The sequence below is a fragment of the Qipengyuania pacifica genome, assembly GCF_019711555.1.
GTDB lineage: Bacteria > Pseudomonadota > Alphaproteobacteria > Sphingomonadales > Sphingomonadaceae > Qipengyuania > Qipengyuania pacifica.
In genome coordinates this window covers 233026-255461 of the sequence record NZ_JAIGNQ010000001.1, presented here as the reverse complement: position 1 = coordinate 255461, position 22436 = coordinate 233026, and the positions used below count along the sequence as shown (strand labels likewise).

The 22436-nt window shown below is 61.3% G+C and carries 24 protein-coding genes; 17 read left to right on the top strand and 7 right to left on the bottom strand.

Annotation, left to right across the window (positions count from 1 at the left end):
- Window positions 1-105: 105 nt before the first annotated feature.
- Entirely contained in the window at window positions 106-972 is an 867-nt protein-coding gene (gene lgt, locus K3177_RS01290) for a prolipoprotein diacylglyceryl transferase (RefSeq protein ID WP_221596503.1), read from the top strand.
- Window positions 973-977: 5 nt separating this feature from the next.
- A complete protein-coding gene (locus K3177_RS01285) occupies window positions 978-2063 on the top strand; it encodes a class I SAM-dependent methyltransferase (protein WP_247714184.1) in 1086 nt (361 codons plus the stop codon).
- Here K3177_RS01285 and K3177_RS01280 read toward each other — a convergent pair.
- The 4 genes from K3177_RS01280 to K3177_RS01265 form a co-directional block, all read right to left on the bottom strand.
- The gene (locus K3177_RS01280) at window positions 2060-3604 is read right to left on the bottom strand and encodes an ABC transporter permease/substrate-binding protein (protein WP_221596501.1); all 1545 of its coding nucleotides are present in this window, start codon (window positions 3602-3604) and stop codon (window positions 2060-2062) included. The two genes, K3177_RS01285 and K3177_RS01280, sit on opposite strands and share 4 nt — an antisense overlap.
- Entirely contained in the window at window positions 3601-4368 is a 768-nt protein-coding gene (locus K3177_RS01275; protein WP_221596499.1) for an ATP-binding cassette domain-containing protein, read from the bottom strand. Before K3177_RS01275 ends, K3177_RS01280 begins: the two co-directional genes overlap by 4 nt.
- Window positions 4365-4823: a hypothetical protein gene (locus K3177_RS01270; RefSeq protein WP_221596497.1), complete on the bottom strand. Its 459-nt coding sequence runs from the start codon at window positions 4821-4823 to the stop codon at window positions 4365-4367. Before K3177_RS01270 ends, K3177_RS01275 begins: the two co-directional genes overlap by 4 nt.
- Before the next feature lie 69 nt (window positions 4824-4892).
- Complete coding sequence (locus tag K3177_RS01265; RefSeq protein WP_221596495.1) at window positions 4893-6419, bottom strand: sensor histidine kinase; 1527 nt, start codon at window positions 6417-6419, stop codon at window positions 4893-4895.
- Between the two features lie 165 nt (window positions 6420-6584).
- Between K3177_RS01265 and K3177_RS01260 the strand changes: the two genes are divergently transcribed.
- From K3177_RS01260 to K3177_RS01225, 8 genes are all read left to right on the top strand, one after another.
- On the top strand, window positions 6585-7748 hold the full coding sequence (locus K3177_RS01260; protein WP_221596493.1) for an isovaleryl-CoA dehydrogenase: 1164 nt from the start codon (window positions 6585-6587) through the stop codon (window positions 7746-7748).
- A gap of 3 nt (window positions 7749-7751) precedes the next feature.
- Entirely contained in the window at window positions 7752-8036 is a 285-nt protein-coding gene (locus tag K3177_RS01255; protein WP_103024018.1) for a hypothetical protein, read from the top strand.
- Complete coding sequence (locus tag K3177_RS01250; RefSeq protein ID WP_221596491.1) at window positions 8008-8280, top strand: hypothetical protein; 273 nt, start codon at window positions 8008-8010, stop codon at window positions 8278-8280. Before K3177_RS01255 ends, K3177_RS01250 begins: the two co-directional genes overlap by 29 nt.
- Complete coding sequence (locus tag K3177_RS01245) at window positions 8277-9887, top strand: carboxyl transferase domain-containing protein (protein ID WP_221596489.1); 1611 nt, start codon at window positions 8277-8279, stop codon at window positions 9885-9887. Before K3177_RS01250 ends, K3177_RS01245 begins: the two co-directional genes overlap by 4 nt.
- A gap of 79 nt (window positions 9888-9966) precedes the next feature.
- The gene (locus K3177_RS01240) at window positions 9967-10605 is read left to right on the top strand and encodes a hypothetical protein (protein WP_221596487.1); all 639 of its coding nucleotides are present in this window, start codon (window positions 9967-9969) and stop codon (window positions 10603-10605) included.
- Between the two features lie 88 nt (window positions 10606-10693).
- The gene (locus K3177_RS01235; RefSeq protein WP_221596485.1) at window positions 10694-11320 is read left to right on the top strand and encodes a 1-acyl-sn-glycerol-3-phosphate acyltransferase; all 627 of its coding nucleotides are present in this window, start codon (window positions 10694-10696) and stop codon (window positions 11318-11320) included.
- Window positions 11310-12131 (top strand): DUF1295 domain-containing protein, encoded by an 822-nt coding sequence (locus tag K3177_RS01230; RefSeq protein WP_345725333.1) that lies wholly within the window; start codon window positions 11310-11312, stop codon window positions 12129-12131. The genes K3177_RS01235 and K3177_RS01230 overlap by 11 nt, the downstream gene beginning before the upstream one ends.
- Window positions 12132-12186: 55 nt before the next feature.
- A complete protein-coding gene (locus K3177_RS01225) occupies window positions 12187-12813 on the top strand; it encodes a hypothetical protein (protein ID WP_234036446.1) in 627 nt (208 codons plus the stop codon).
- On the opposite strand, the gene K3177_RS01220 is transcribed toward K3177_RS01225, so the two are convergent.
- The 3 genes from K3177_RS01220 to K3177_RS01210 form a co-directional block, all read right to left on the bottom strand.
- Complete coding sequence (locus tag K3177_RS01220; protein ID WP_221596484.1) at window positions 12792-13904, bottom strand: AI-2E family transporter; 1113 nt, start codon at window positions 13902-13904, stop codon at window positions 12792-12794. The genes K3177_RS01225 and K3177_RS01220 overlap by 22 nt on opposite strands.
- A gap of 175 nt (window positions 13905-14079) precedes the next feature.
- A complete protein-coding gene (locus tag K3177_RS01215) occupies window positions 14080-14658 on the bottom strand; it encodes a PilZ domain-containing protein (RefSeq protein ID WP_221596482.1) in 579 nt (192 codons plus the stop codon).
- 160 nt (window positions 14659-14818) lie between these two features.
- Window positions 14819-15655: a flagellin N-terminal helical domain-containing protein gene (locus tag K3177_RS01210; RefSeq protein ID WP_221596480.1), complete on the bottom strand. Its 837-nt coding sequence runs from the start codon at window positions 15653-15655 to the stop codon at window positions 14819-14821.
- A 235-nt stretch (window positions 15656-15890) separates the two neighbouring features.
- Here K3177_RS01210 and K3177_RS01205 point away from each other — a divergent pair, with 235 nt between their 5' ends.
- The 7 genes from K3177_RS01205 to K3177_RS01175 are packed head-to-tail and all read left to right on the top strand — an operon-like array spanning window position 15891 to window position 22411.
- Window positions 15891-17144 (top strand): sigma-54 interaction domain-containing protein, encoded by a 1254-nt coding sequence (locus K3177_RS01205; RefSeq protein WP_221596478.1) that lies wholly within the window; start codon window positions 15891-15893, stop codon window positions 17142-17144.
- Complete coding sequence (gene fliE / locus K3177_RS01200; protein ID WP_103024025.1) at window positions 17141-17503, top strand: flagellar hook-basal body complex protein FliE; 363 nt, start codon at window positions 17141-17143, stop codon at window positions 17501-17503. Before K3177_RS01205 ends, fliE begins: the two co-directional genes overlap by 4 nt.
- 3 nt (window positions 17504-17506) lie before the next feature.
- Window positions 17507-19132 (top strand): flagellar basal-body MS-ring/collar protein FliF, encoded by a 1626-nt coding sequence (fliF, locus tag K3177_RS01195; RefSeq protein WP_234003181.1) that lies wholly within the window; start codon window positions 17507-17509, stop codon window positions 19130-19132.
- Window positions 19129-20148, top strand: coding sequence for a flagellar motor switch protein FliG (gene fliG, locus K3177_RS01190; protein WP_221596476.1), 1020 nt, complete (start codon window positions 19129-19131; stop codon window positions 20146-20148). The genes fliF and fliG overlap by 4 nt, the downstream gene beginning before the upstream one ends.
- Window positions 20141-20716, top strand: coding sequence for a FliH/SctL family protein (locus tag K3177_RS01185; protein ID WP_221596474.1), 576 nt, complete (start codon window positions 20141-20143; stop codon window positions 20714-20716). Before fliG ends, K3177_RS01185 begins: the two co-directional genes overlap by 8 nt.
- Window positions 20704-22035 (top strand): FliI/YscN family ATPase, encoded by a 1332-nt coding sequence (locus tag K3177_RS01180; protein WP_221596472.1) that lies wholly within the window; start codon window positions 20704-20706, stop codon window positions 22033-22035. The genes K3177_RS01185 and K3177_RS01180 overlap by 13 nt, the downstream gene beginning before the upstream one ends.
- Complete coding sequence (locus K3177_RS01175) at window positions 22025-22411, top strand: hypothetical protein (RefSeq protein ID WP_103024029.1); 387 nt, start codon at window positions 22025-22027, stop codon at window positions 22409-22411. Before K3177_RS01180 ends, K3177_RS01175 begins: the two co-directional genes overlap by 11 nt.
- Window positions 22412-22436 lie beyond the last annotated feature (25 nt).

Below are 22436 nucleotides of genomic sequence, written 5' to 3'. Positions count from 1 at the left end.
AACTGCGGCTCGACGCAGGCTTCCCCCCAAACCCCTGCTATGCCAAAAGCCGCCCCGATGGGTCGCCGGTCGCGGCCTTGGATTCACCTCTAAGGGGATAAGCACTTGCTGTCACTACTGGCTGCATCGGGCGCGGCAGAACCGATCTACTGGGAAAATCTGGGCTTGCGGCCCTATCTTTTCGAGATCGGCGGTTTCCAATTGCGATTCTACTCGCTCGCCTACCTCTTCGGCATATTGCTGGCCTACTGGCACCTGTCGAAAATGATCAAGGCACCGGGATCGCCCATGGCCCAACGCCACGCGGACGACCTCTTTTTCTATTGTACACTTGGGGTCATCCTCGGCGGCCGGCTCGGTTATGCCGCATTCTACAAGCCGGAACTGTTCGGCGGTGTGGAACTGTTCAAGCTGTGGGAAGGGGGAATGAGCTTCCATGGTGGGGTTATCGGGGTGCTCATTGCAATCAGCTGGGTCGCATGGCGCAACGGACTGAACTGGCTGCGCATCTGCGATTACATCTCGGTGAATGTGCCCTTCGCCTACATGCTTGGCCGGCTGGCGAACTTCATCAACGGCGAATTGTATGGCCGCCCGGTAGAGAGCGATTTTCCTTTCGCCATGGTTTTCCCAACCGATCCGGATCAGCTCGCCCGCCATCCAAGCCAGCTATATCAGGCCGGATTCGAAGGGCTATTGCTCGGTGTGTTGCTTTTCGCGTTGTTCTGGAAAACGCGTGCCCGTTATCGGGCCGGACTGCTGGTTGGCGTGTTCACCATCGGCATGGGTCTCGGCCGGTTCCTCATGGAATTTTTCCGCGAGCCGGACGCCTACCTCGCTTATGTCGTCGTGGAAACGGGCCTCTCCCGCGGGCAGTGGCTCAGTCTTCCGATGATCGCGGTAGGTATCGTCGTTGTGATCTATGCGATGATGAAGCCGCCCGTTGGCGGCCCGGCCAGGGCTAAACCGTAGTCCACATGAGGGACCGAGCAGAAACGGATCTGGCGCGCACCTTTCGCCGCCTGATCGACCAGCACGGGCCGATGCCCGTGCTGCGCTATATGGGTGAAAGCAACGCGCGTTATTATACGACGCGCGATCCGTTGGGCGCTGCTGGCGATTTCACCACTGCGCCGGAAATCAGCCAGATGTTCGGCGAAATGGCTGGGCTGTGGCTCGCGGACATTTGGGTGCGGGCGGGGCGACCGGCAAATCCGATCTATGTCGAACTTGGCCCAGGCCGTGGGACGTTAGCCAAGGATGCGCTGCGTGCCATGGCCAGTCAGGGGCTGCGCCCGGACGTGCATCTGGTCGAGGGTTCCGAGGCCTTGCGCAAAGTGCAGGGCGGTGTGCTGGCGGGAGCCCAATTTCACGATACGATCGATAGCGTCCCGGATGGTCGCCCCCTTCTTTTGCTGGCGAACGAATTCCTGGACGCCTTGCCCATCCGGCAACTGGTAATGACCGAAAAGGGCTGGCGCGAACGTATGGTCGGCATCGAAGGGGGAGAGTTCGCCTTCGTGTCTGGACCCAATTCGATGGACGACGCTGTCCCGGAAGCCCAACGCGCAGCACCCGCGGGGACTGTGATCGAAACCTGCCCCGGAGCAGCAGCCCTGGTCGAGGCCGTCGCTCGCCGGATAGACGTGCAGAGCGGCGCCGCGCTGTTCATCGATTACGGGCACGTCGATGCCCGCAGCGGATCCACCTTGCAGGCGGTAAAATCGCATGAAAAGCTCGACGTGTTCGACGCGCCGGGAGAAATGGATCTCACGGCGCATGTCGATTTCGCCACACTAGATACTATTGCTCGCCGCGAGGGGCTGGCCAGTTCGCTGACGACCCAGGGTGCTTGGCTCGGCGCGATGGGCATCGCATTGCGAGCAAAGGCACTTGCAAAGGCATCCCCCTCTCGCGCCGATGAAATTGAAGTTGCGGTCGAACGGCTGGTGCAGCCGGGCGCGATGGGCGAACTGTTCAAATGTCTCGCGATTACGGCGCGCGACTGGCCGCGCGGTGCGGCTTTCCCCGAAGGCGAGCGGCGCAAGCCCGAAGCGACTTAGGAGCCGCCGAGTCCCACACGCCGGGCCAGCCTCATTGCTGCTTCGCCGAACGACAGTTTGTCATCGTCGCGATCGACAGACAAGTTCGCTGCCCGCATTGCCTCCACATCTATCGCCCCGACCAAGGGCCTGAGCACCTCCAGCAGGCGGGCGTCCCGGCTTGCCTGAGGCGAGACGAGGAGGATGGCGTCGTAGTTCGGCAGTGCGCCTTCGGGATCATCCAGAATGACCAGATCGTCGGCAGCGATGCGTCCGTCCGAGGTGTAAGCACCAATCACGTCGGCCTCCCCTGATCGCAGCGCGTTGTACATGAACGTGGGTGAGAAGGTGCGCTGGTCTGCGAAACGCAGGCCATACGCATTGCGCACTGAGACCCATTCGGGCCGCTCGAAAAACTCAGGGTCACCGCCAATCGTCAGGCTTTGCGCGCGGACCGCGAGATCGCCGATGGATCGAACTCCGCCTTGTGCAGCCTTTGCGCGTGGCATTGCGAGGCCATAAGCGTTTTCGAAACCAAGCCTTCCTACTACATTCGTACCGCTGGTGCGCTGTTCCCAATCCACGATTTCGGCGAGCATCGCGTCGCGGTCGGGATTGTCGCTGCGTTGCATCTCGTTGGCCCAGATCGTTCCTGTGTAATCGACCATGATGTCGATGGCGCCGGTCGAAACGGCGCGATGCGCGACCGCCGAACCCAGGCCATCCCTATAAGCGACCGTATATCCGTTCGCTTCCAGCCGCTGACCGATAAGACGAGCAAGAACATATTGTTCTGAGAAGCTCTTTGCCCCGATCACGATACGATCGTCGTCGCCGTTGCCGAAGAAAACGGACAGCGCTGCCAGAATGCCCAGAAGGACCGCTGCCAGTCCTCCCAGGCTTAGGACCCGGCGCCTTGTGCGAAGCCCCTTCTCAATGGTCCCGAGAAGCGCATCGGCGACCATCGCCAAGCCGGCGCTAGCGATACAGCCTGCGAGCACCAGCACCCAATTCTGTGTCTGCAATCCGGCAAATATAAGATCGCCGAGGCTCGGTTGGCCGATCGTGGTGGACAGTGTCGCAGCGCCAATGGTCCAGACGGCCGCGGTACGGATGCCCGCCATGATGTAAGGGGACGACAGTGGCGCTTCGACCAGTCGCAAGCGCTGCCAGAAGGTCATTCCTACACCGTCAGCAGCTTCGATTACCCCTGGGTCGAGATTGGTCTGAGCTGTCACAGCGTTGCGAAGGATTGGCAGGAGAGCGTAGAGCGAAAGGGCAAGAAATGCGGGCAGGAAGCCGAGCGTTGGCAAGCCTTCGCCGAATATCGCGCGAAGGTTCAGCAGGATCGGGAAAAACAGGGCGAGCAGGGCAAGCGCGGGAATGGTCTGAACCAAGCTGGCGAAACTAAGCGTGATCCGCGCGATCGGTGGCGAGCGGCTTGCCCAGATCGCCATCGGCAGTGCGACCGCGATACCCAACACGATCGCCGCGGCCGAAAGCAGGACATGAGCCGCAAGCTTGTCGCCCAGGCCGAGAAGGGCCGTCCAGATATCGCTCATCGGGTGAGCTCAGCCAGCCGGTCCGCTTGCGTGCGCGGCACGGCGACGAGACTTTGTGCGATCTCGCCGCCTCCCCCGTGGAGCAGGGACTGCGGGGTTTCATCGGCAACGATGGCTCCTGCTTCCATCACAAGAACCCGATCGGCCAGTAGCAGTGCTTCGGCCATGTCGTGGGTGACCATCACCGTGGTCAAATTCAACTCGCGATGCAAGCTTCGCACACGCTCACCCAAGGCATCGCGGGTGACCGGGTCGAGCGCACCGAACGGCTCGTCCATCAGCAGGAGCTGCGGCTCGTTCGCCAGCGCGCGGGCCACACCGACCCGTTGGCGCTGCCCGCCGGACAGTTCGTTCGGCATGCGCGTGGCCATGGAGCGTTCGAGATCCACCAGGTCGAGCAGTTCCGCGATCCGTTCGCGCGTCAACTTCTGACCGCTGATGCGCGGGCCGATCGCGATATTCTCGCCCACGCTCATGTGGGGAAACAGCCCGACCGACTGGAAAACATAGCCGATCCGCCGTCGCAGTGCGGCAAGCGGCAGGCTTTCTACCGGATCGCCATCAATCAATACCGTGCCGGAGCTCGGATCGACCAATCGGTTGACCGTCTTGAGCAAGGTGGACTTGCCCGATCCGGATGCCCCGACAAGCGCAACGAATTCGCGCCGGGCGACGGCGGCCGAGATGCCCGCTACCGCCTGGGTACGTTCATAGCTTTTACAGACGTCGCGAAATTCGAGCAGCGGTTGCGTCTGCTGGTTCACTCCGCCTGTTCCGATCCTTCGCCGGGCGGGGCGTATTCGACGCGCGTAAGTTCGATCTCGGTGTCGCCGCTTCTTGCGCGCATGGTATCCCCGTTCATTCGCTCAGGCCTCCAGCAGCGCTCCGCTCCGTTCTCGCTGTCGGGTGTGAAGCAAAGGAGCTTGTCTCCCTCGTCCTTCGAATACGTCCAACTGCCGGTCTGCCACGGATCGCCATTGCGCAGATCGCGATAAGTGCCGTCGGGATCGATCTCGGTAACATAGCGTGCCCCGTCTTCCGCGATCGCCCGCCAGGCAGTGGAACTGAATGCTTCGGGGACAGTCCGGGAGGAAGATGGTTCGGCCGTTGCGACAGTTTCGAGCCCGTCCGCCCCGATAGTTCCGCCCGCCGTGTTCCCGGTCGGAGAACAGGCGGCCAGCGCTAGCGCAGCAAGCCCCGACGCAAATAGAAATCGCATATGTTCCGCTCCCCTTTGTATCCGCGTGTGGGAAAGCACAGCAATTGGGCTGGTGCAAGGCAGCTGGGATCAGTTCCCTATCGACTGCCGCGGGAATGCGATACGCACGCGTAGTCCGCCGTCGGCAAATTCGCGCTCGAACGACCCCTTGAGCTGCCCTTCAACCGCCATCCTCAACAGGCGCGAACCGAACCCTTCGCGTTCCTGCTCGTCCGGAACCTGATAGCTCGGGGCGCTCTCTTCCCAGATCACGCAAATGTCGTCGCTATCGTCGTTATCGCCTTCGACGGTGACAGTCACCTTTCCTTCCTCGCTGGAAAGGGCGCCATATTTTGCAGAGTTCGTAGCGAGCTCGTGGAAAATCAGGGCGAGTGGCGTGGCGGCGCGTTCGCCGACGGCAACGCCGGGGCCGACGATGCTGAAACGTGCGTTTCCAGCGGTATCGTAAGGTGCCAGCAAATCGGACAGAAGCCCGGACAGCGTGCCGCCCTTGTGCCCATGGCCCGGGCGGACATAATCGTGGGCTGCCCCCAGGGCGCGAATGGTTTCACTCAATTCAGATGCGAACTCCGTAACCTCCGGCTTGCCGCGCGAACGGATTGCCACGAGGCCCGAAATGACGGCGAAGATGTTCTTGATACGATGCGAAAGTTCATTCGCCAGCAAGTCGCGGGCTTCGGCCATACGGCGCTGGCGGTCGACGTCGATGACTGTTCCGAACCAACGCGGTTTTCCCGTTCCCGCAGACGTTCGAACGGCTCTCGAGAGCATCCAGCGATAATCGCCATCTGCAAGTTTCAGGCGCCATTCGTATTCAAAGGGTTCCCCGCTCTTCAGCGATGTCCGAAAGGCGTCGATCGCAGTTTCCCAGTCTTCAGGGTGAATGGCAGTCTGCCAGTCATCCAAACTTTGCGGCTGGGAAAGACCAGTCAGTTCATCCCACTGCACATTGACGTAATCGAAATTACCCGATGCATCAGCCGACCAAGCAATCCCGGGAACGCTGTCGATCATCCGCTTGAGATCGCTTTCCCGCTCGTTGACAGCTTCCTTTGCCGCATCGCCCAGGCGCTGCTGGGATATGCGCCGCATGGTAGCCTTCGCCAGAACCGACAGCGTGTTTTGCTGAAGCTGGGACAGCCCGTCTTCGTGAGGCTCGCTATCGATGAGGCAAAGAGCGCCCAGGGCCGCGCCTTCGGCAGAGATCAGCGGCTGGCCGGCGTAAAAGCGGATATGCGGCTCACCCGTGACGAGCGGATTGTCCGCAAAGCGAGTGTCTTCCTTCGCGTCGCGAATGACCATAGGTTCCGTGCCCAGCATGGCATGCGCGCAGAAACTGGTCGAGCGCGGCGTTTCGCGCGCGTCTATTCCCGTTCGAGCGAGGAACATCTGACGGCCCTCTTCGACCATGGTGACCATAACCATGGGTACATCGCAAACCTTCGCTGCAAGATCGACGATCTCCTGCAGTTCGGGATCGTCGATCATCGCGTCCGTACCGTGCGCAGCAAGGATCGCGAGGCGCCGTTCCTCGTCGCAATAGGCTTCCGAAGGGGGTTTGCCTTCGGGCCAAAGGATGTTTTCCTTACGGTACATGCTCTCGTCCAGAGGCGCTTTAGACTCAAATTTAAACGAATACCTAACGCAAAAAGCAAGTTCGCAGCTTCAGTCTGCCGTGCAGTCCAATCGGTTTGCTCCGCAGCCTTGGCTCGGCTATCGGCCCTGACGACAGTTACTTTCGCGAGCCCTTGAGGAGAGACGATGCGCGCGACCCCCCAGTTCGATTTCCAGCTCGGCGAAAGTGTCGAGATGATCCGCGAGGCTACGGCCCGCTTCGCAGACGAGCAGATTGCCCCGCTCGCCGAAAAAATCGATCGCGAGGACTGGTTTCCGCGCGACGAGCTCTGGAAACAGATGGGCGAACTCGGTTTGCATGGCATTACCGTATCTCAGGAGGACGGCGGCCTAGGGCTCGGCTATCTGGAACATGTCGTCGCCGTGGAAGAAGTGAGCCGCGCCAGTGCCTCGCTCGGCCTTTCCTACGGCGCCCATTCCAATCTGTGCGTCAACCAGATCCGGCGGTGGGGTAACGAAGAGCAGAAGGCCAAATATCTCCCGGGCCTGATCAGCGGCGAACATGTCGGCTCGCTCGCCATGTCCGAAGCCAGCGCCGGGTCCGACGTCGTTTCGATGAAACTGAAAGCGGAGGCGGTCGATGGCGGCTACGTGCTCAACGGCACCAAGTTCTGGATTACCAACGCGCCTTTCGCCGATACTCTGGTAGTCTATGCCAAGACAGATGGCAGCGCGGGCAGCCGCGGTATCACCGCCTTCCTGATAGAAAAGGACGACCCAGGCTTTTCGATCGGGCAGAAGATCGAAAAGGTCGGCATGCGTGGCTCCCCCACCTCGGAATTGGTTTTCGACAACTGCCGCATTTCCGAAGATCGGGTGATGGGGCCGGTTAACGGCGGTGTCGGGGTTCTGATGAGTGGGCTCGATTATGAACGCGTGGTGCTTGCCGGATTGCAGCTCGGTATCATGCAGGCATGCCTCGATACGGTCATTCCCTATCTGCGTGAAAGAACGCAATTCGGCAAACCCATCGGCAGCTTCCAGCTTATGCAGGCCAAGGTGGCCGACATGTATGTCGCACTGCAATCGGCTCGAGCCTACACCTATGCGGTGGCCAAGGCCTGCGACAGTGAACAGACGACCCGTTTTGATGCGGCAGGGGCCATCCTTCTCGCGTCGGAGAACGCGTTCCGCGTCGCGGCAGAATCTGTTCAGGCGCTGGGCGGGGCTGGTTATACGCTCGATTGGCCGGTGGAACGGTATATGCGGGATGCGAAACTGCTCGATATCGGCGCTGGAACGAATGAAATCCGTCGGATGTTGATCGGCCGTGAACTGATCGGGGCATGACTTATGAGCGACACCGTCCTTACGGCTCTACAATATTACGGTGCGGGGGCGGCGCTGGTGGCGGCTTTCGTCGTGTCTTTGAACATCAGTACACGCGTGACTGGCTGGGCGTTCGTTTTATTCGTCACCAGTTCGATCGCCTTGGTTGCGTGGGGATTCCTGAAACAGGATGCAGAAGGAATCGGCTGGCAGAATATCGGTCTGCTCATCATCAACATCGTCGGCGTCTATCGCTATCTGATTGCAGCGGGCGGTAACGATGATGGATCCCAAGCAAGCCGCGGTTGATGTGCCGGACCTGCTGGGCGAATGCCCGTGCGGCAATTCAGCCTGCGCATTCTGCGGGCGTTGCCGATCACCCGCGTATTCTCGCGGTAACAGCGTCCCGGGAAAATTGCCGCCGCGCACCGGCGGACTGATCCTCGATTTCCAGCAACCCGAAGAACTGACTCGGCAACATGGCGAATTTGCCCTGCCGTGGATCGGCCCGCTCGCCCGCATGGCCGAAGCGCCCCAGAAGGAAACCGCATGACCGCCCCCGTTCTTATGTCCACTCTCGATCGCGAAGCTCCCGAGGCCAAGGCGCGTTTTACACACAATGCGTCGCTCGCAGCAGACTTGCGGGCCAGCGTTGCCGCCGCTGCGCTGGGCGGTTCGGAAGGTAGCCGGGAACGGCATGTCGGGCGGGGCAAACTTCTCCCGCGCGAGCGCGTGGAGCGCCTGCTCGATCCCGGCAGTTCCTTCCTCGAAATCGGCCAGCTTGCCGCCAATGGCATGTATGGCAAGGACGAGATCAATGGCGCGGGCCTCATTGCCGGGATCGGGCGTGTCTCCGGCCGTCAGGTGATGATCGTGAGCAACGATGCCACCGTTAAGGGCGGTACCTATTACCCGATGACGGTGAAGAAGCACTTGCGTGCGCAGGAGATCGCGCAGGAAAACCGCCTGCCCTGTATCTATCTGGTCGACAGCGGCGGGGCGAACCTTCCCCACCAGGCCGAGGTCTTTCCCGACCGCGACCATTTCGGTCGCATCTTCTTCAATCAGGCGAACATGTCGGCGCTCGGCATTCCGCAGATTGCCTGCGTGATGGGATCGTGCACTGCCGGTGGAGCCTATGTGCCCGCCATGTCCGACGAGACGGTAATCGTGCGCAATCAGGGCACGATCTTTCTCGCCGGGCCACCGCTGGTGAAGGCGGCCACGGGCGAGGAAATCAGCGCCGAGGATCTCGGCGGCGGCGACCTGCATGCGAAGAAATCCGGCGTGGTCGATCATCTGGCGGAAAATGACGAACACGCGCTCACGATCGTGCGCGATATCGTGAGCCACCTCGGCGACAACTACGCTCATGCAAAGGATGTCGAGCTGAAAGAGCCCCGCGCACCGAAATTCGACGCCGAGGATCTTTATGCGCTGGTCCCGGAAGATGTGCGCGCGCCTTACGACGTTCACGAAGTTATCGCGCGGCTTGTCGACGGCAGCGAATTCCACGAATTCAAGGCGCACTACGGCAGCACACTGGTCTGCGGCTTCGCCCACATCTGGGGCATGCCGGTAGCCATTTTGGCGAACAATGGCGTGCTATTCTCCGAAAGCGCGCAGAAGGGCGCGCACTTCATCGAACTTGCCTGCCAGCGGCGCATTCCGCTCCTGTTTCTGCAGAACATCTCCGGCTTCATGGTTGGCGGCAAATACGAGGCCGAAGGCATCGCCAAACATGGCGCGAAGCTGGTGACGGCTGTCGCGACCGCCAGTGTGCCCAAAGTGACTGTGGTCATCGGCGGCAGCTTCGGCGCCGGCAACTATGGCATGTGCGGGCGCGCCTACTCCCCCCGGTTCCTCTTTACCTGGCCCAACGCGCGGATCAGCGTGATGGGGGGCGAACAGGCGGCATCGGTTCTGGCCACGGTGCACCGCGATGCCGACAGCTGGACGGCGGAACAGGCGGAAGAATTCAAGGCCCCGATCCGGCAAAAGTACGAAGACGAGGGGAACCCCTACTATGCCACTGCGCGGCTTTGGGACGACGGGGTCATCGATCCGGTGCAGACGCGCGACGTGCTTGGCCTCGCTTTTGCTGCAGCACTCGAAGCGCCGATCCCCGAACGCACGCAATTCGGGGTCTTCAGGATGTAGCGCCGCGGAACCGCATGGCTCTCACGCGCATTGCGGTTAGTAATTATGGGGATTGGGCGGGTATCTAGGAGAGATATCCATGTCGGGCCAGGAAATTACCCTTGCCGTCGTTATTGCTGCAGCAGTTGTCATCCTGTTGCTCGTCTGGCTCTTCATGCGTCAGCGTCGCACGCAGGCGCTGCGCGATGCCTTCGGCGAGGAATATGATCGCACGGTAGAGGCGCGAGGAAAGCGGAGCGCTGCCGAAGACGATCTGATCGAACGCAGGGAACGGGTAGCGAAACTCCAGATACGCCCGCTCACTGCTTCCGAGCGTGACAGCTATGCTAACGACTGGAATGAAACCAAGGCGTTGTTCGTCGATAGCCCGGTAGAGGCGGTGAGCCGAGCCGATCGCCTTCTGACCGATGTTATGAACACCCGCGGTTACCCGATGGGCGATTTCGAAAACCGCCACGCCGATCTGACCGTCGATCATGGTGAGGTCGCCAAACACTACTTCGCCGGCCACGAAATCGCTGCCCGTTCGAGCGACGCAACGACCGAAGAACTCCGCAGGGCTATCAACCACTACGAAGCGCTATTCGCGGATATGACCAGCGAAATCGCCGACGAGACCGGCGCTTCTGGCAAAAGAGAAATCGATGGGGCCGACCGCCGGGAGGCTCCCACGAAGCCGGCGGCTTTCAGCACCACGACGCGCCGCCCCGGCGACTGAACTCCCGTTTCGACCCGCTCTGGATTCCTGACAGCTCGGCACTCGCTTTCGCCGCGTCTTGGTCTATGGGCGGGTTCAGGGAGAGACCATGCCTACTGATCCAAACCGTCGGCCAGCGCTGTCGAGCCGAATGGTACAGCGCATCCTGCTGGGCCTTTACCGCTGGAAGGGATGGAAAATCGAAGGCCGCAGGCCCGATTGCGAAAAGTTCATAATTCTAGGCGCGCCCCATACTTCGAATTGGGACTTCGTTTTCTTTCTTGGCGCGGCAAACCAACTCGGCATCAAGCCAAGCTTCATGGGCAAGACCAGTCTGTTCAAATGGCCGATGACCAACTTCATGCTCGACATGGGCGGTGTGCCGGTCGACCGGACGAAGCGCGGAAAATATGTCGACCAGGTTGCGGCCGCCTTCGCGTCTGCCAATGAACTGGCGCTTGTGATCGCGCCGGAAGGCTCCCGCACCTTCAAGGGTGGCTGGCGAACGGGCTTCTACCATATCGCCATGGCGGCGGATGTACCCATCGTTCCTGCATGGGTTAACAATAAGACGATGCGCGGAGGTATGGGAGAGGCGATGATGCCAACCGGCGACTATCGGGCCGATCTTGCGCATCTTGCTGCATTCTACCGCGAGAAACGTCCTGATTGTGACCGCTTCGTCGCTCTTGAAAAGAGCGCGCAGACGCTGGGGGAGATGAAGGGTGATAGCTGAAGCGCTGCTGGCCAATGCGGCCATATTGCTCGGACTGGCCATGATCCTATGGGTGGTCGCGGTACAGATCGACGATGTCAGCTTCGTCGATGCTTATTGGGGTGGGGGGATGGCTGTGATGGCTGCGGTCAGCTGGTTACGGCTGTTCGACCCGGGCCCTCTCGCCAGCTTGCTGATGGCGATGACGGTAATCTGGGGAATGCGGCTATGCATCCATCTGCTTATCCGCTGGCGGCGTGAAGGCGAGGATAAACGCTATGCGCGCATACTCAGGAAAGATCGGGAGAAGGGCCGCTTCGCCTCAGCCGCGCTGACAAAGATATTCCTGAGCCAGTCGGTCCTGCTGTTTCTTGTTTCGAGCCCCGCGCAATATGGGATCCTGGAAGCCAGCAGCTTGACGCCGATCAGTGGCCTCGCGCTTTTCGGACTTGGCCTGTGGGCGATCGGCATAGCGTTCGAATGGCTTGGCGATTGGCAACTCGCGCGCTTCAAGGCTGACCCCGAGAACAAGGGCAAGGTCATGGATCGCGGGCTTTGGCGATACACCCGCCATCCCAATTATTTTGGTGATGCCTGTGTCTGGTGGGGCATCTGGATTGCAGCTGCCAGTGCAGGGTGGTGGGTGGCCGCTGTCACCGTGGTCGGCCCCCTGTTCCTTACATTCACGCTGACGAAATGGTCCGGCGCTCCACTCCTCGAACGCGGCATGAAAGCCTCGCGCCCGGGTTATGACGAATACAAGGCCCGTACGTCGGCGTTTTTCCCGCTCCCTCCGAGAAAAAGATCGTCGCGTTCGCGGGAAGGGGTTTAACCGCCGCGCCACCCGTCCTAATTGAACTGGCAGGACGAGACGGGAGCGCCTTGCCGTGAGTGACGACGACATCCAAGAGCTGCGGAGCCGCTTTGCGCGCGAGGCGATGCGTCTGATGGAGCGCCGCGGCGAGGAAGTAACCCGTACCAAGCTGGCCGCCGAACTGGGTGTCGCACGCGCCAGGCTCGATGCCGTATTTCCCGAAGAAGGCGATCTGCTGGAAGCGGTGACCGGCGAATGGTTCGCCCCCAAACTGGCCGTCATGGACGAAGTCATGGCTTCGGGTCTGCCGCCGCGGCGCAAGATGTATGAATTTATCGCGCGCCGATTCCTGCTGCTGCGACAGAATTATCGCGACGATCCGGCGACCTTCAATCTCTATGTCGAAATGGGTGAACGATATTTCGAATATGCGCGCAGCTATATCGATCTCGCCGATCACTATCTGTGCGAGCTGATTGCGGAGGCACAGGCGGAAGGGTATTTGCAGGGTCTCGAGGTCGATACCGCCTTGTCGCTCATCAACCAGATGGTGAACTGCTATCTTCAGCCCTACATGATCGCGATGATCGACGAACGGCTGAGCGAGGAAAAGCTGGCGCTGATCGTCGGTGCGATCTTCGATGGATTAAACGCGAAGGATGGCGGCGCTGGCGGTACTCAGGATATCCGCGCGGCCTGATCCGGCTGGTTCGTGGCCGCGGGCGAATTACCGCCTTCACGCTGCTCTGCGAAAATGCCCCAAGCGGCGAGGAACAATCCGCACACCAGCGGGCCGACGACGATGCCCGACAGACCCATCGATGCGATCCCGCCAAGTGTAGTCACCAGCACCAGCCAGTCGGGGATACCCGTGTCGCGGCCCACCAGGATCGGACGCAATACGTTGTCGGCCATGCCGATGATCGCCACGCCTGAGATGATAACTACCACGCCCTGCCATACTGCTCCCGTCGCCAGCAGATAGATCGCTGCCGGAGCCCAGACGATGGCCGGTCCGACGGCCGGCAGCAGCGAAGCGATCGCCATGATCACGCCCAGCAGCAGGACCGATGGAATGCCCACTATCCAGAAGGTAATGGCCCCAAGCGCCCCCTGCACCAGTCCGACGACTACCGACCCCTTGATGGTGGCGCGAACGATCGTCAGGAAACGCAGCGCCAATCTGTCGGCAATGATCCTGTCCATCGGCATCGAAGCAAGGATTGCCTCCCCGATCGTGCGCCCGTCGCGTAACAGGAAGAAACCGACGTAAAGGGCAATTCCGAAGCTCAACACAAAGCCGACGACACTACCGCCTATCGCCAACGCCTGTGCGGCGATAATACCCAGAGAGGCCTGGATGAAGGTCTGCGCGCGTTCCTGTATATCGCCCAGATCGCCGAACCCTGCGCTATCGAGCGAAGATTGAATGTTGGCAGGCAAGGCTCCAAACACGCGCTCGAAATACATCGCTACATCGATCTGGCCATCCTGGAAGGCGAGGAACAGCCCCGCTGCCTCGTCGATCACCGCGCTGCCGATCCACAGTGCCGGCAACACCACTGCAAACAGAATGACGAGCATGCTGGCGAGCGCCGCCTGCGTCGTTTTCAGCGGGCGCTTTGCCAGAAACCAGCGGTAAAGCGGCTGGAACAGGATCGCGGCAAGCGCGGCCCACAACATCGGTTGGAGAAAGGGCAGTACGATCGCCAGCAATGCCAGCGATACGAGCGCGAGGAACAGCAGGAATCCGCCCTGTTCGACCTGCCTTGTTTTCGGATGATCGTGCAAGGTGTTCAGCGCCCTGCCATTGGGGCGGTCGCAAACGGCGACAAAGCCGCTGCAGAAAGGTTGGGGCTGGTCCTGAACATGTCGTGTGGTCCGGCTTCGCCGAACTCGATCCTCCCGGTAGTTGCGCTTTAGATAAGCGCGGCGAAGGATCGGCGCAAATGTGAAATTCGCTATATTAGCTCGCAGCTGACCGCTCAAGCATGGCTGCCAGTTTCCGCAGCGTCTGGACCGAAATATCGAACGCCTGAAGCTTCGCCATGTAACCTGCCACTACCGCCGGGTCGTCGGCCAGTTCATCGCCCAGTATTTCGAGGGTGTCCGCGACCTTTGCAACATTGGCCGCGGTCAGCGCGGTCGAGATGAGGGGCGTGGCAGATCTTGCAATCGGCGCGTGGGTCAGTTCGGCTTTGGTCTGCGCCACGGCGCGGTCTACGTCGGTCTGGGTGTTCTGGCCGGAGGGCAGCCAATCGGCGACTTTTGCCCGGCCGTGGAACTGCAGTCCGACCCTGCTGGCCTGCAGCCAGACGATCTGCGCTTCGAGCGAGATATCTCCGCGGATGAGCCGGCATGGCGTTCCTGGGGGGGGCAGGGCCGCGCCTTCCACCAGGGCGCCGCCGGATGAGATGTTGCGAACCTTCACCGTGCATACGCTGCCGCCCGCCGCCAACTTGGCCATGACGAACAGATTGGTCCGCGCTTCGGCACGCATGCAGTTCATATGCGGCGAAAGCGTTTCGTATGCTGCCGAGATCATAGTTAACTCCCTCGCTCCCTATTGACTTGGCGGAGCGAATTTTCGCTTTCCGGCGGGATCAGCGTTAACGCTTAGTCATGCTTTGCCCCGGCGGGAAAGCGTAAGGCCCGCCGCTCTTGCGAGCGACGGGCCTTGCTTCTCGTTACCTGGGTTCAGGAGGTTAGCGGAGCAACGAGAGGACGTTCTGCTGGCTCTGATTGGCCTGTGCGAGCATGGCGCTCGAGGCCTGGCTCAGGATCTGCGACTTGGCGAGCGCGGTCGTTTCAGCCGAATAATCGGTGTCTTCGATGCGCGAACGAGCGTCGGAGAGGTTGGTCACGTTGCTGGACAAATTGTTCACCGCTGATTCCAGCTGATTTTGCGAAGCGCCGAGGCTGGCGCGTGTGGTGGCCACAAGATCAATTGCATCGTCGAACTTTGTCAAGTAGTCATCGGTACCTGCAGTTCCCGCATCGGCGGTGGCGATATCCACTGCCAATGCTGTTGCGATGTCATCTCCCGTCGCATTCAATTCGGTGAAACTCAGAGTTACGGTGTCAACTGCGTTTGCTCCTGCTTGGATGTTCACATCGCCAGCTCCGCTACCAAAAAGTGTCTTTCCGTTGAACTCGGTGTTTGCGAGAACGCTGGTGATCTGTTCGTTGAGAGCAGTCATCTCGCTTTTCATGTTTGTGATATCGTCGGTGTCATAGGTACCGTTCTTCGACTGAACTGTAAGTTCACGCATCCGCTGCAACATATTGGTAACTTCAGTCAGCGCGCCTTCCGCGGTCTGCGCCATTGAAATCCCATCGTTCGCGTTGCGGATGCCTTGGTTCATGCCGCGGATCTGCGAGGTCATCGACGTTGAGATAGCGAGGCCAGCAGCGTCGTCCTTTGCGCTGTTAATGCGCTTGCCAGTCGAGAGGCGTTCCATTGCGGTGCCAAGTGCTTTGCCAGCCTGGGTCGCGGAGTTTGCGGCTTTCATCGCGCCGATATTGGTGTTGATCACGTTCATGGCTAAATTCCCTTTGGTCTACGATCTCTTGTCTACGATCACTGCCCCCCATCAGGATGCGGCAGCCGAGAACCAGACCGGCAGGAATTCAACCGGCTTAAGGGTCAAATTTTTCAAGGTCTTAACGAACGTTAACCATAATACGTGTTTTCACTAGGCCTAAAATTATCCAAAAGTTGGACGTCCAGGCCGCAAATCCCCCTTCGTCGCTAAGACTTGCCAAGTGGGGGCACTGATGGACGGGATTACGAAAACCCAAAATTTTTCGAAAATACATGGGACGATCGATGCACGGATGGCGGGAATTGCCTCGTCCTTGTTCATGGATCGACCTGTGACGTTGGCCGATCAGGGCGATCGTTCGTCGGACTGCGGTGGACGGACCATCCGTTTGGCGCGTGGGGACGCATCGGGGTTCGAACTGTCGGGCGCCGGTGGTACGATCACCTACAGCGATCCCATCGCCGAAAGTAGCATCGCCGCTCTGGTGGCAATGACATATGCCGGTGAAGGTCCTGTTGCTGCGGATCCCGCATCGCTTTCCATCATCGCACTGGCGGATCGTCTCGCACGCACGAACATCCCGGTGCTGATCAACGGGCCCACGGGTACGGGCAAGGAAGTGCTGTCGAATTTCATCCATCGCCGTAGCCCGCGCGCCGCCAAGCCCTTCATCGCTGTCAACTGCGCCGCCATTCCCGAAACCATGTTGGAAGCGATGCTGTTCGGCCATGAAAAGGGCTCGTTCACAGGCGCCAATGCCGCGGGCGAAGGCTTTTTCCGCGCTGCCGACGGCGGCACCCTGCTGCTCGACGAAATCGCCGAAATGCCGTTGTCGCTTCAGGCGAAGCTGCTGCGTGCCCTTCAGGAAGGCGAAGTCGTCCCGATCGGTGCGACCCGGCCGATCAAGGTTGATGTGCGCATCATTGCCTGCGCCAACCGCGACCTCCCGCATGAAGTTCAGGAAGGCCGTTTTCGTGCCGACCTTTATTATCGCCTCAACGTGTTTCCCATCGAAATGCTGGCGCTTCGCGAACGTCGTGCTGATATCGCTCCGCTGGCATTCGCCATGCTGCTGCGCCATGTCGGCAAGGGCGAACGCATGCCCTGGATCAGCAATGCAGCGCTTGCCGCGCTGGCCAATTATCCATGGCCAGGCAATGTCCGCGAACTCGAAAACGTCATGCGCCGGGCACTCTTGCTGTCGCAGGGCCATGCGGAAATCGGTATCGAGCATATCGTCTTCGACATGACTGCGCGCGCCGTCGAAAAGCCGGTCGAAGCACCGGTTGCCGCTGAACCTGAAGCATCGGCAAAACTGTCGAAAATTGTCCAGATCTCCGAAGCGCGCGCCATCATGGAAGCGCTGGAATCGGTCGGCGGTCACCGCGCCAATGCCGCCCGCGCTCTGGGCATAAGCGAACGCACGCTGCGCTATCGCCTCGCGTCCTTCCGTGATGCCGGTATTGCCGTGGGAGCAGGTCGATGAACCCCGTAGGAGGCATTGGCGGTGGCGGATCGCTGGAGCAGATTATTGCGCTGCGTCAGCAGATCATCGATCGCTCCAAAGTCCTGCAGGACGTTCATCAGCCCAAGTCTGCCGGACCGGCCGAAGCGACGGGCGGGGCGCCCAGTTTTGGCGATTCACTCCGCACAGCGCTGGATAACGTCAATTCGGTCCAGGCAGAATCCGGCCGCATGACCGCCGCATATGAACGCGGCGAGGAAACCGATATCGCCAAGGTGATGCTGGCCCGGCAGGAAGCCGGGGTCGCCTTCGAAGCAACTCTCCAGGTCCGCAACAAGCTGCTTGCCGCGTACCAGGAAACCATGCGGATGGGAATCTAATCCATGAACGGTCTGGTACCTGCCGAGAGCCAAGGCTCCGGCATGCTGACTCCGCTCACAGCCGGGGGTGGCTCGTTTGGCGACCGCCTTCGCGCCTTCACCGCGCAGCCTGCCGTCAAGCGGGCGCTGCCCTGGTTCGGCGGAATGGCCGGTCTGGGTCTGCTGGCACTGACGTGGGCGACGTTGTCGCCCGCGCCGCAGCGTGTCTTGTATTCCTCCCTTGCCGATTCCGAACGCGCGAGCGTCGTAGAGACGCTCGACAAGGCCGGGATCGATTATACGATCGATAATGGCACCGGTGCGCTGACGGTCGGCGAAGACGACGTCTATCGCGCGCGGATGCTGGTGGCGTCCGATGGATCGCTCGCATCTCCACAAAGCGGTACCGACCTTATCGAAAGCCTCCCGATGGGGGCCAGTCGTACGCTGGAAGGTGATCGTCTGCGCGCGGCGCAGGAACGCGAACTGACCATGACCATCGCGGAAATCGACGGCGTCGAAGCGGTCCGCGTCCATATCGCCAAGGCCGAACGTTCGGTGTTCGTGCGCGAAGATGTCGCACCTTCCGCATCGGTGATGGTCCGTCTGGCGCGCGGTCGCCAGCTTACCGACGGACAGGTCACGGCTATCACCAATCTCGTGGCTGCATCCGTACCCGGCCTTGGGATCGATGCGGTCAAGGTCGTGGACCAGCACGGCAAATTGCTGACTCAGGCTCGCGATCCGAACAGCGGCCGGCTCGATCTGCAGGCGCAGATGGAAGCAAAGCTTAATGCGCAGGTGGATCACCTGCTTGCACCGATGTTCGGCAGCGATGCCTTTACCTCCCAGGTTCAGGTTGAGCTGGACATGAACGAGGTCACCTCCGCGCGCGAAAGCTACGACAAGGATGGCACCGTACGTCGCGAAACCACGCAGCAGTCGCAGAGCGGCAACGCACCTGCCGGCGGAATTCCCGGTGTGCTGGCGAATACGCCTCCTGCTGAAGGGGAAGCACGGCAAGGTGCGCCACAAGATACACAGGGCGCCCAGACTGCTGGCGGCGTGGGCGAAAGCAGCGCGACCCGGGTCTATGAAATGGGCCGCGAGGTTTCGGTCTCCAATCTCTCGCCTGGTTCGATCAAATATCTCTCGGTCGCCGTCGCAATCGATCAGGCCGCCTTGGCCAAGGCAAGCGCCGCGGACATCAATAAGGTCAAGGAACTCGTGACGGCAGCCGTCGGCGCGCGTCAGGATCGCGGCGATCAGGTTACCGTGGTGATGCGTCCCTTCGAAAAGGTCGAAGGGGATGAACTGCCCTTCTACGAAACGAGCTGGTTCGGCATGGCCGTGCGCAACGGCGTCGCCATTCTCGCCGTGCTGCTCGTCCTGCTTTTGGCCGTGCGGCCTGCGATCAATGCGCTGCGCAGCAATGCCAAGGATGGCGGCACGCTCGACCCGCAGGGCGCCGGTGGCGAGGTTGCCGCTCTGGGCGGCCCCGGCATGGGCGTCGTTACGCCCTATGACCGGGAAGCTCTCGACGGGCAGATCGAACTCGCCCAGCGCATCGCGCGCGAGAATCCCGATGATGCCGTTCTGGCATTACGTCGCCTGCTCGCCGAAGATATGCGCCAGGGAGCATCGGCATGACGGCGCCTGCACAGCATCTGCTCGGCGGCACGGACAAAGCGGCGATCATGGTGATGCTGCTGGCCGAAGAAGACGCGTCGCGAATTCTTAGCCAGCTGACCCCTGACGAACTGCGCCAGCTTGCGGGCACGATGTGCGGCATAGGCGAAGTCGAGCCGCAGGCGATCTCCGACGCCATCGCCGGCTTTTCGCGCTCGACCGAGCATAGCGGCATTTCCGGACATGGCCGGGTCGACAATGTCCGCCGGTTGCTGAACGGCGCCGTCGGCGAAGTGAAGACCGATAATCTCATGCGTCAGGTGGCACCGGAAGCGGAAGAGGAAGGCTTGCCTGCCCTTGGCCTCCTGCGGTGGCTCGATCCAAAGATCATCGGTGAAATCCTCGCCGACGAACACCCGCAGGCGATTGCCGTTTTGCTGCTGCAGCTCGATACCGATGTGGCCGCTGCCGCTCTGGCCGCGCTGCCCGAAGATCTACATACGCCGGTGCTGCACCGCGTCGCGCGTCTCGGCCCGGTGTCGCGCCAGGCGATCGAAATTCTCGAACACACGCTCAATGCCAAGATCGAGAAGCTGCATGGCACGATCCCGCTCACCATGGGCGGTATTCGTCACGCGGCGGACATCATCAACCGTTCGCATCGCAGCATCGAGAAGAACGTCATGCCGAAGATCGGCAAGATCGACAAACAGCTCGCCAAGGAACTCGAGAACGAAATGTTCAAGTTCGAGCACCTATTCGTGCTCGATATGAAGATGACCGGCGTGCTGCTGCGCGAAATCGAAAGCGATACGCTTATTCTCGCACTCAAGGGCCTGGAAGAGGAACAGCGCGAACAGTTCTTCGGCGCCATGTCCTCGCGTGCGGCAGACGGTTTGCGCGATGAAATCGAAGCGCGTGGCCGGGTCAAGAAAACCGAGGTCGAAGCCGCGCAGAAGGACATCGTCACCATCGCCAAGCGCCTGATCGCCGACGGCGAACTCATCATGGGCGAAGGCGACGAAGACTATGTCTAGGATCGCCTACGCCGCCCTCGGCCGGCCGGGCAGTTTCGCCCGCGACGGACGCTATGCGAAGCCGCAGGTTCCCGAAGAACCGGTCGAGACCGAAGACGTGGCCGAAAAGGCCTATCGCGCTGGCTATGAAGATGGCCAGCTGTCCGCCCGTGCCGATTTCGATGCCCAGCTGACTGCCGAACGGGCGGCGCGATCGGCCATCGAACTCGCCTTCGCCCGCTTCGATGCGGAAAGCGAGCGTCAGCTGCGCGACCGTTTGCTCGTGACCGTCCACGCGCTGTGCGAGGAAGCGGTACTGCCCCTCGCCCTCGACAGCGAAGGCCTGGCCCGGCGGGTCGAAGCGGCGGCCGCCATGCTTCAGCGCAAGCACGACCAGCGGATCGTCCATCTCCATCCCGAAGATCTCGAACTCGTCAAAGCCAGTGTCCCGGCGAGCCTGGAACTGGTTGCCGACGGCAGCGTCGAGCGGGGCGGATTGCGCGTCGAGACCGACGATGGCGGGGTCGAGGACGGACCGCAGCAATGGCGCCGCGCGCTCGCCGAAATCTTCGATTCATGCACGCGCTGATCGATCGCACATTCTCGGCCGTCGCCTCGGCCTCGCTCGATCTGGCCCCGCGCCGGTTCGGGCGGGTGGTCGCCTGCGATGGCGGTCTGATCGAGGTCTCCGGCCTTGGCGTACCCATCGGCACGATCTGCGCGATCGCGCAGGGGGAATCGTCCGAACATCGCGCCGAAACCATCGGCTTTCGCAACGGGCACACCATGATGATGATGCTCGGCGATACGGTTCTGCTGCGTCCCGGTGCGATCGTTCGTCCCGAAGGGCGACCGGGCATGCTCAGCGTCGGGCAGGAATTTCTCGGCCGTGCGGTCGATGGATCGGGCGAACCGATCGATGGCGGCGGCCCGGTCATGGCCACCACCAGCTGGCCGGCGGGCGGTTACCGCGTCGGCGCGCTCGACCGGTCGCGGGTGACCCAGGTGTTCGACAGCGGCATCCGCTCACTGAACGCGCTGACCACCTTCGGCGTGGGCCAGCGCATCGGTATCATGGCCGGATCCGGCGTCGGCAAATCGGTGCTGATGGACATGATCGTCGACAATGCGCAGGCCGACGCCGTCGTCGTGGGGCTGATCGGCGAACGGGCGCGCGAAGTCTCCGATTTCGTGACCCGGCACATGGCGGGCGAACGCGCGGCGAAGACTGCCATCGTCGCGGTTCCGGCGGATCACGCGGCCAATTTGCGACTGCGCGGCGCCATGCTCGCGACATCCATCGCCGAACATCTTCGCTCGCAAGGCAAACGCGTTCTCCTGATCCTCGACAGTCTGACCCGCGTTGCTCATGCGGCGCGCGAGATCGGTATCCTGCTGGGCGAACCCGGCGCAGCGCGCGGGTATCCGCCCTCGGCCCTGTCCGCCATTACCAAACTCATCGAACGCGCCGGCAATTCGGAAGAATCCGGCGGGGCCATCACCGGCATTTACACCGTGCTCGCCGATGGCGACGACCAGAACGATCCGGTCGTCGATACCGCCCGGGCGATCCTCGATGGTCACATCGTGCTTTCGCGGGAAATCGCCCAGCGCGGCCAGTATCCGGCAGTCGACGTCGGCGCCTCGCTCAGCCGCGTGATGAACGATATCGTTCCGCCCGAACATGCCGTGAATGCGCGGCGCTTCCGCGCGCTGAGTGCGACGTATGAGGCCAATCGCGATCTCGTGATGATGGGGGCATATCGGCAAGGGTCCGATCCACTGCTCGACGAAGCCATCGCCCTTCATCCGCACATGAGCCGGTTCCTGTCTCAGGGCCATGGCGAATGCGTGGATATCGCCGCCGCATCCGAACAATTGACGCAGCTCGTCAGCCGTGACGCCTGAACGCCGCAAGCTGAGGCGCGCCGAGCTCATCCAGCGTATCCGGTCGGTGGAGCGCATGCAGTCTGTCGCGGCCGCCAGCGAAGCGGAGGCCACCCGCGCGCGCCTGTTCGGCGTGGCAGAACGCACCCGCAGTCTCGCCGCGCACTATGCCCAGCGCGAAGGTGACATCGTCGGCGCCGATCTGCGCAGCGGCAAGGCCATGGGCGACCAGTTGCAGCGCCTTACCGAACTGAGCGAAAAACAGGCGGAAGAAGCTGAACTTCAGTCGCAGGCCAAGCGCGAAGTGCTCGCCCAGTCCGACATGCGTCTGCGCAAGGCTAAGGAAAGCAGGCGGGATCTGGTGCGCCAGATCGTTGCCAGCCTGGAAAAGGGGTAGCAGAGCGAGAGTTTGGCACGCTTCT

What these genes read in the sequence shown, in the direction of transcription:
- K3177_RS01285 (WP_247714184.1), top strand. Translation starts at nt 978, where the DNA reads ATGAGGGACCGAGCAGAAACGGATCTGGCGCGCACCTTTCGCCGCCTG.
- K3177_RS01280 (WP_221596501.1), bottom strand. Translation starts at nt 3,604, where the DNA reads ATGAGCGATATCTGGACGGCCCTTCTCGGCCTGGGCGACAAGCTTGCG.
- K3177_RS01270 (WP_221596497.1), bottom strand. Translation starts at nt 4,823, where the DNA reads ATGCGATTTCTATTTGCGTCGGGGCTTGCTGCGCTAGCGCTGGCCGCC.
- K3177_RS01265 (WP_221596495.1), bottom strand. Translation starts at nt 6,419, where the DNA reads ATGTACCGTAAGGAAAACATCCTTTGGCCCGAAGGCAAACCCCCTTCG.
- K3177_RS01260 (WP_221596493.1), top strand. Translation starts at nt 6,585, where the DNA reads ATGCGCGCGACCCCCCAGTTCGATTTCCAGCTCGGCGAAAGTGTCGAG.
- K3177_RS01255 (WP_103024018.1), top strand. Translation starts at nt 7,752, where the DNA reads ATGAGCGACACCGTCCTTACGGCTCTACAATATTACGGTGCGGGGGCG.
- K3177_RS01250 (WP_221596491.1), top strand. Translation starts at nt 8,008, where the DNA reads ATGATGGATCCCAAGCAAGCCGCGGTTGATGTGCCGGACCTGCTGGGC.
- K3177_RS01245 (WP_221596489.1), top strand. Translation starts at nt 8,277, where the DNA reads ATGACCGCCCCCGTTCTTATGTCCACTCTCGATCGCGAAGCTCCCGAG.
- K3177_RS01240 (WP_221596487.1), top strand. Translation starts at nt 9,967, where the DNA reads ATGTCGGGCCAGGAAATTACCCTTGCCGTCGTTATTGCTGCAGCAGTT.
- K3177_RS01235 (WP_221596485.1), top strand. Translation starts at nt 10,694, where the DNA reads ATGCCTACTGATCCAAACCGTCGGCCAGCGCTGTCGAGCCGAATGGTA.
- K3177_RS01215 (WP_221596482.1), bottom strand. Translation starts at nt 14,658, where the DNA reads ATGATCTCGGCAGCATACGAAACGCTTTCGCCGCATATGAACTGCATG.
- K3177_RS01210 (WP_221596480.1), bottom strand. Translation starts at nt 15,655, where the DNA reads ATGAACGTGATCAACACCAATATCGGCGCGATGAAAGCCGCAAACTCC.
- K3177_RS01205 (WP_221596478.1), top strand. Translation starts at nt 15,891, where the DNA reads ATGGACGGGATTACGAAAACCCAAAATTTTTCGAAAATACATGGGACG.
- fliE (WP_103024025.1), top strand. Translation starts at nt 17,141, where the DNA reads ATGAACCCCGTAGGAGGCATTGGCGGTGGCGGATCGCTGGAGCAGATT.
- fliF (WP_234003181.1), top strand. Translation starts at nt 17,507, where the DNA reads ATGAACGGTCTGGTACCTGCCGAGAGCCAAGGCTCCGGCATGCTGACT.
- fliG (WP_221596476.1), top strand. Translation starts at nt 19,129, where the DNA reads ATGACGGCGCCTGCACAGCATCTGCTCGGCGGCACGGACAAAGCGGCG.
- K3177_RS01185 (WP_221596474.1), top strand. Translation starts at nt 20,141, where the DNA reads ATGTCTAGGATCGCCTACGCCGCCCTCGGCCGGCCGGGCAGTTTCGCC.
- K3177_RS01180 (WP_221596472.1), top strand. Translation starts at nt 20,704, where the DNA reads ATGCACGCGCTGATCGATCGCACATTCTCGGCCGTCGCCTCGGCCTCG.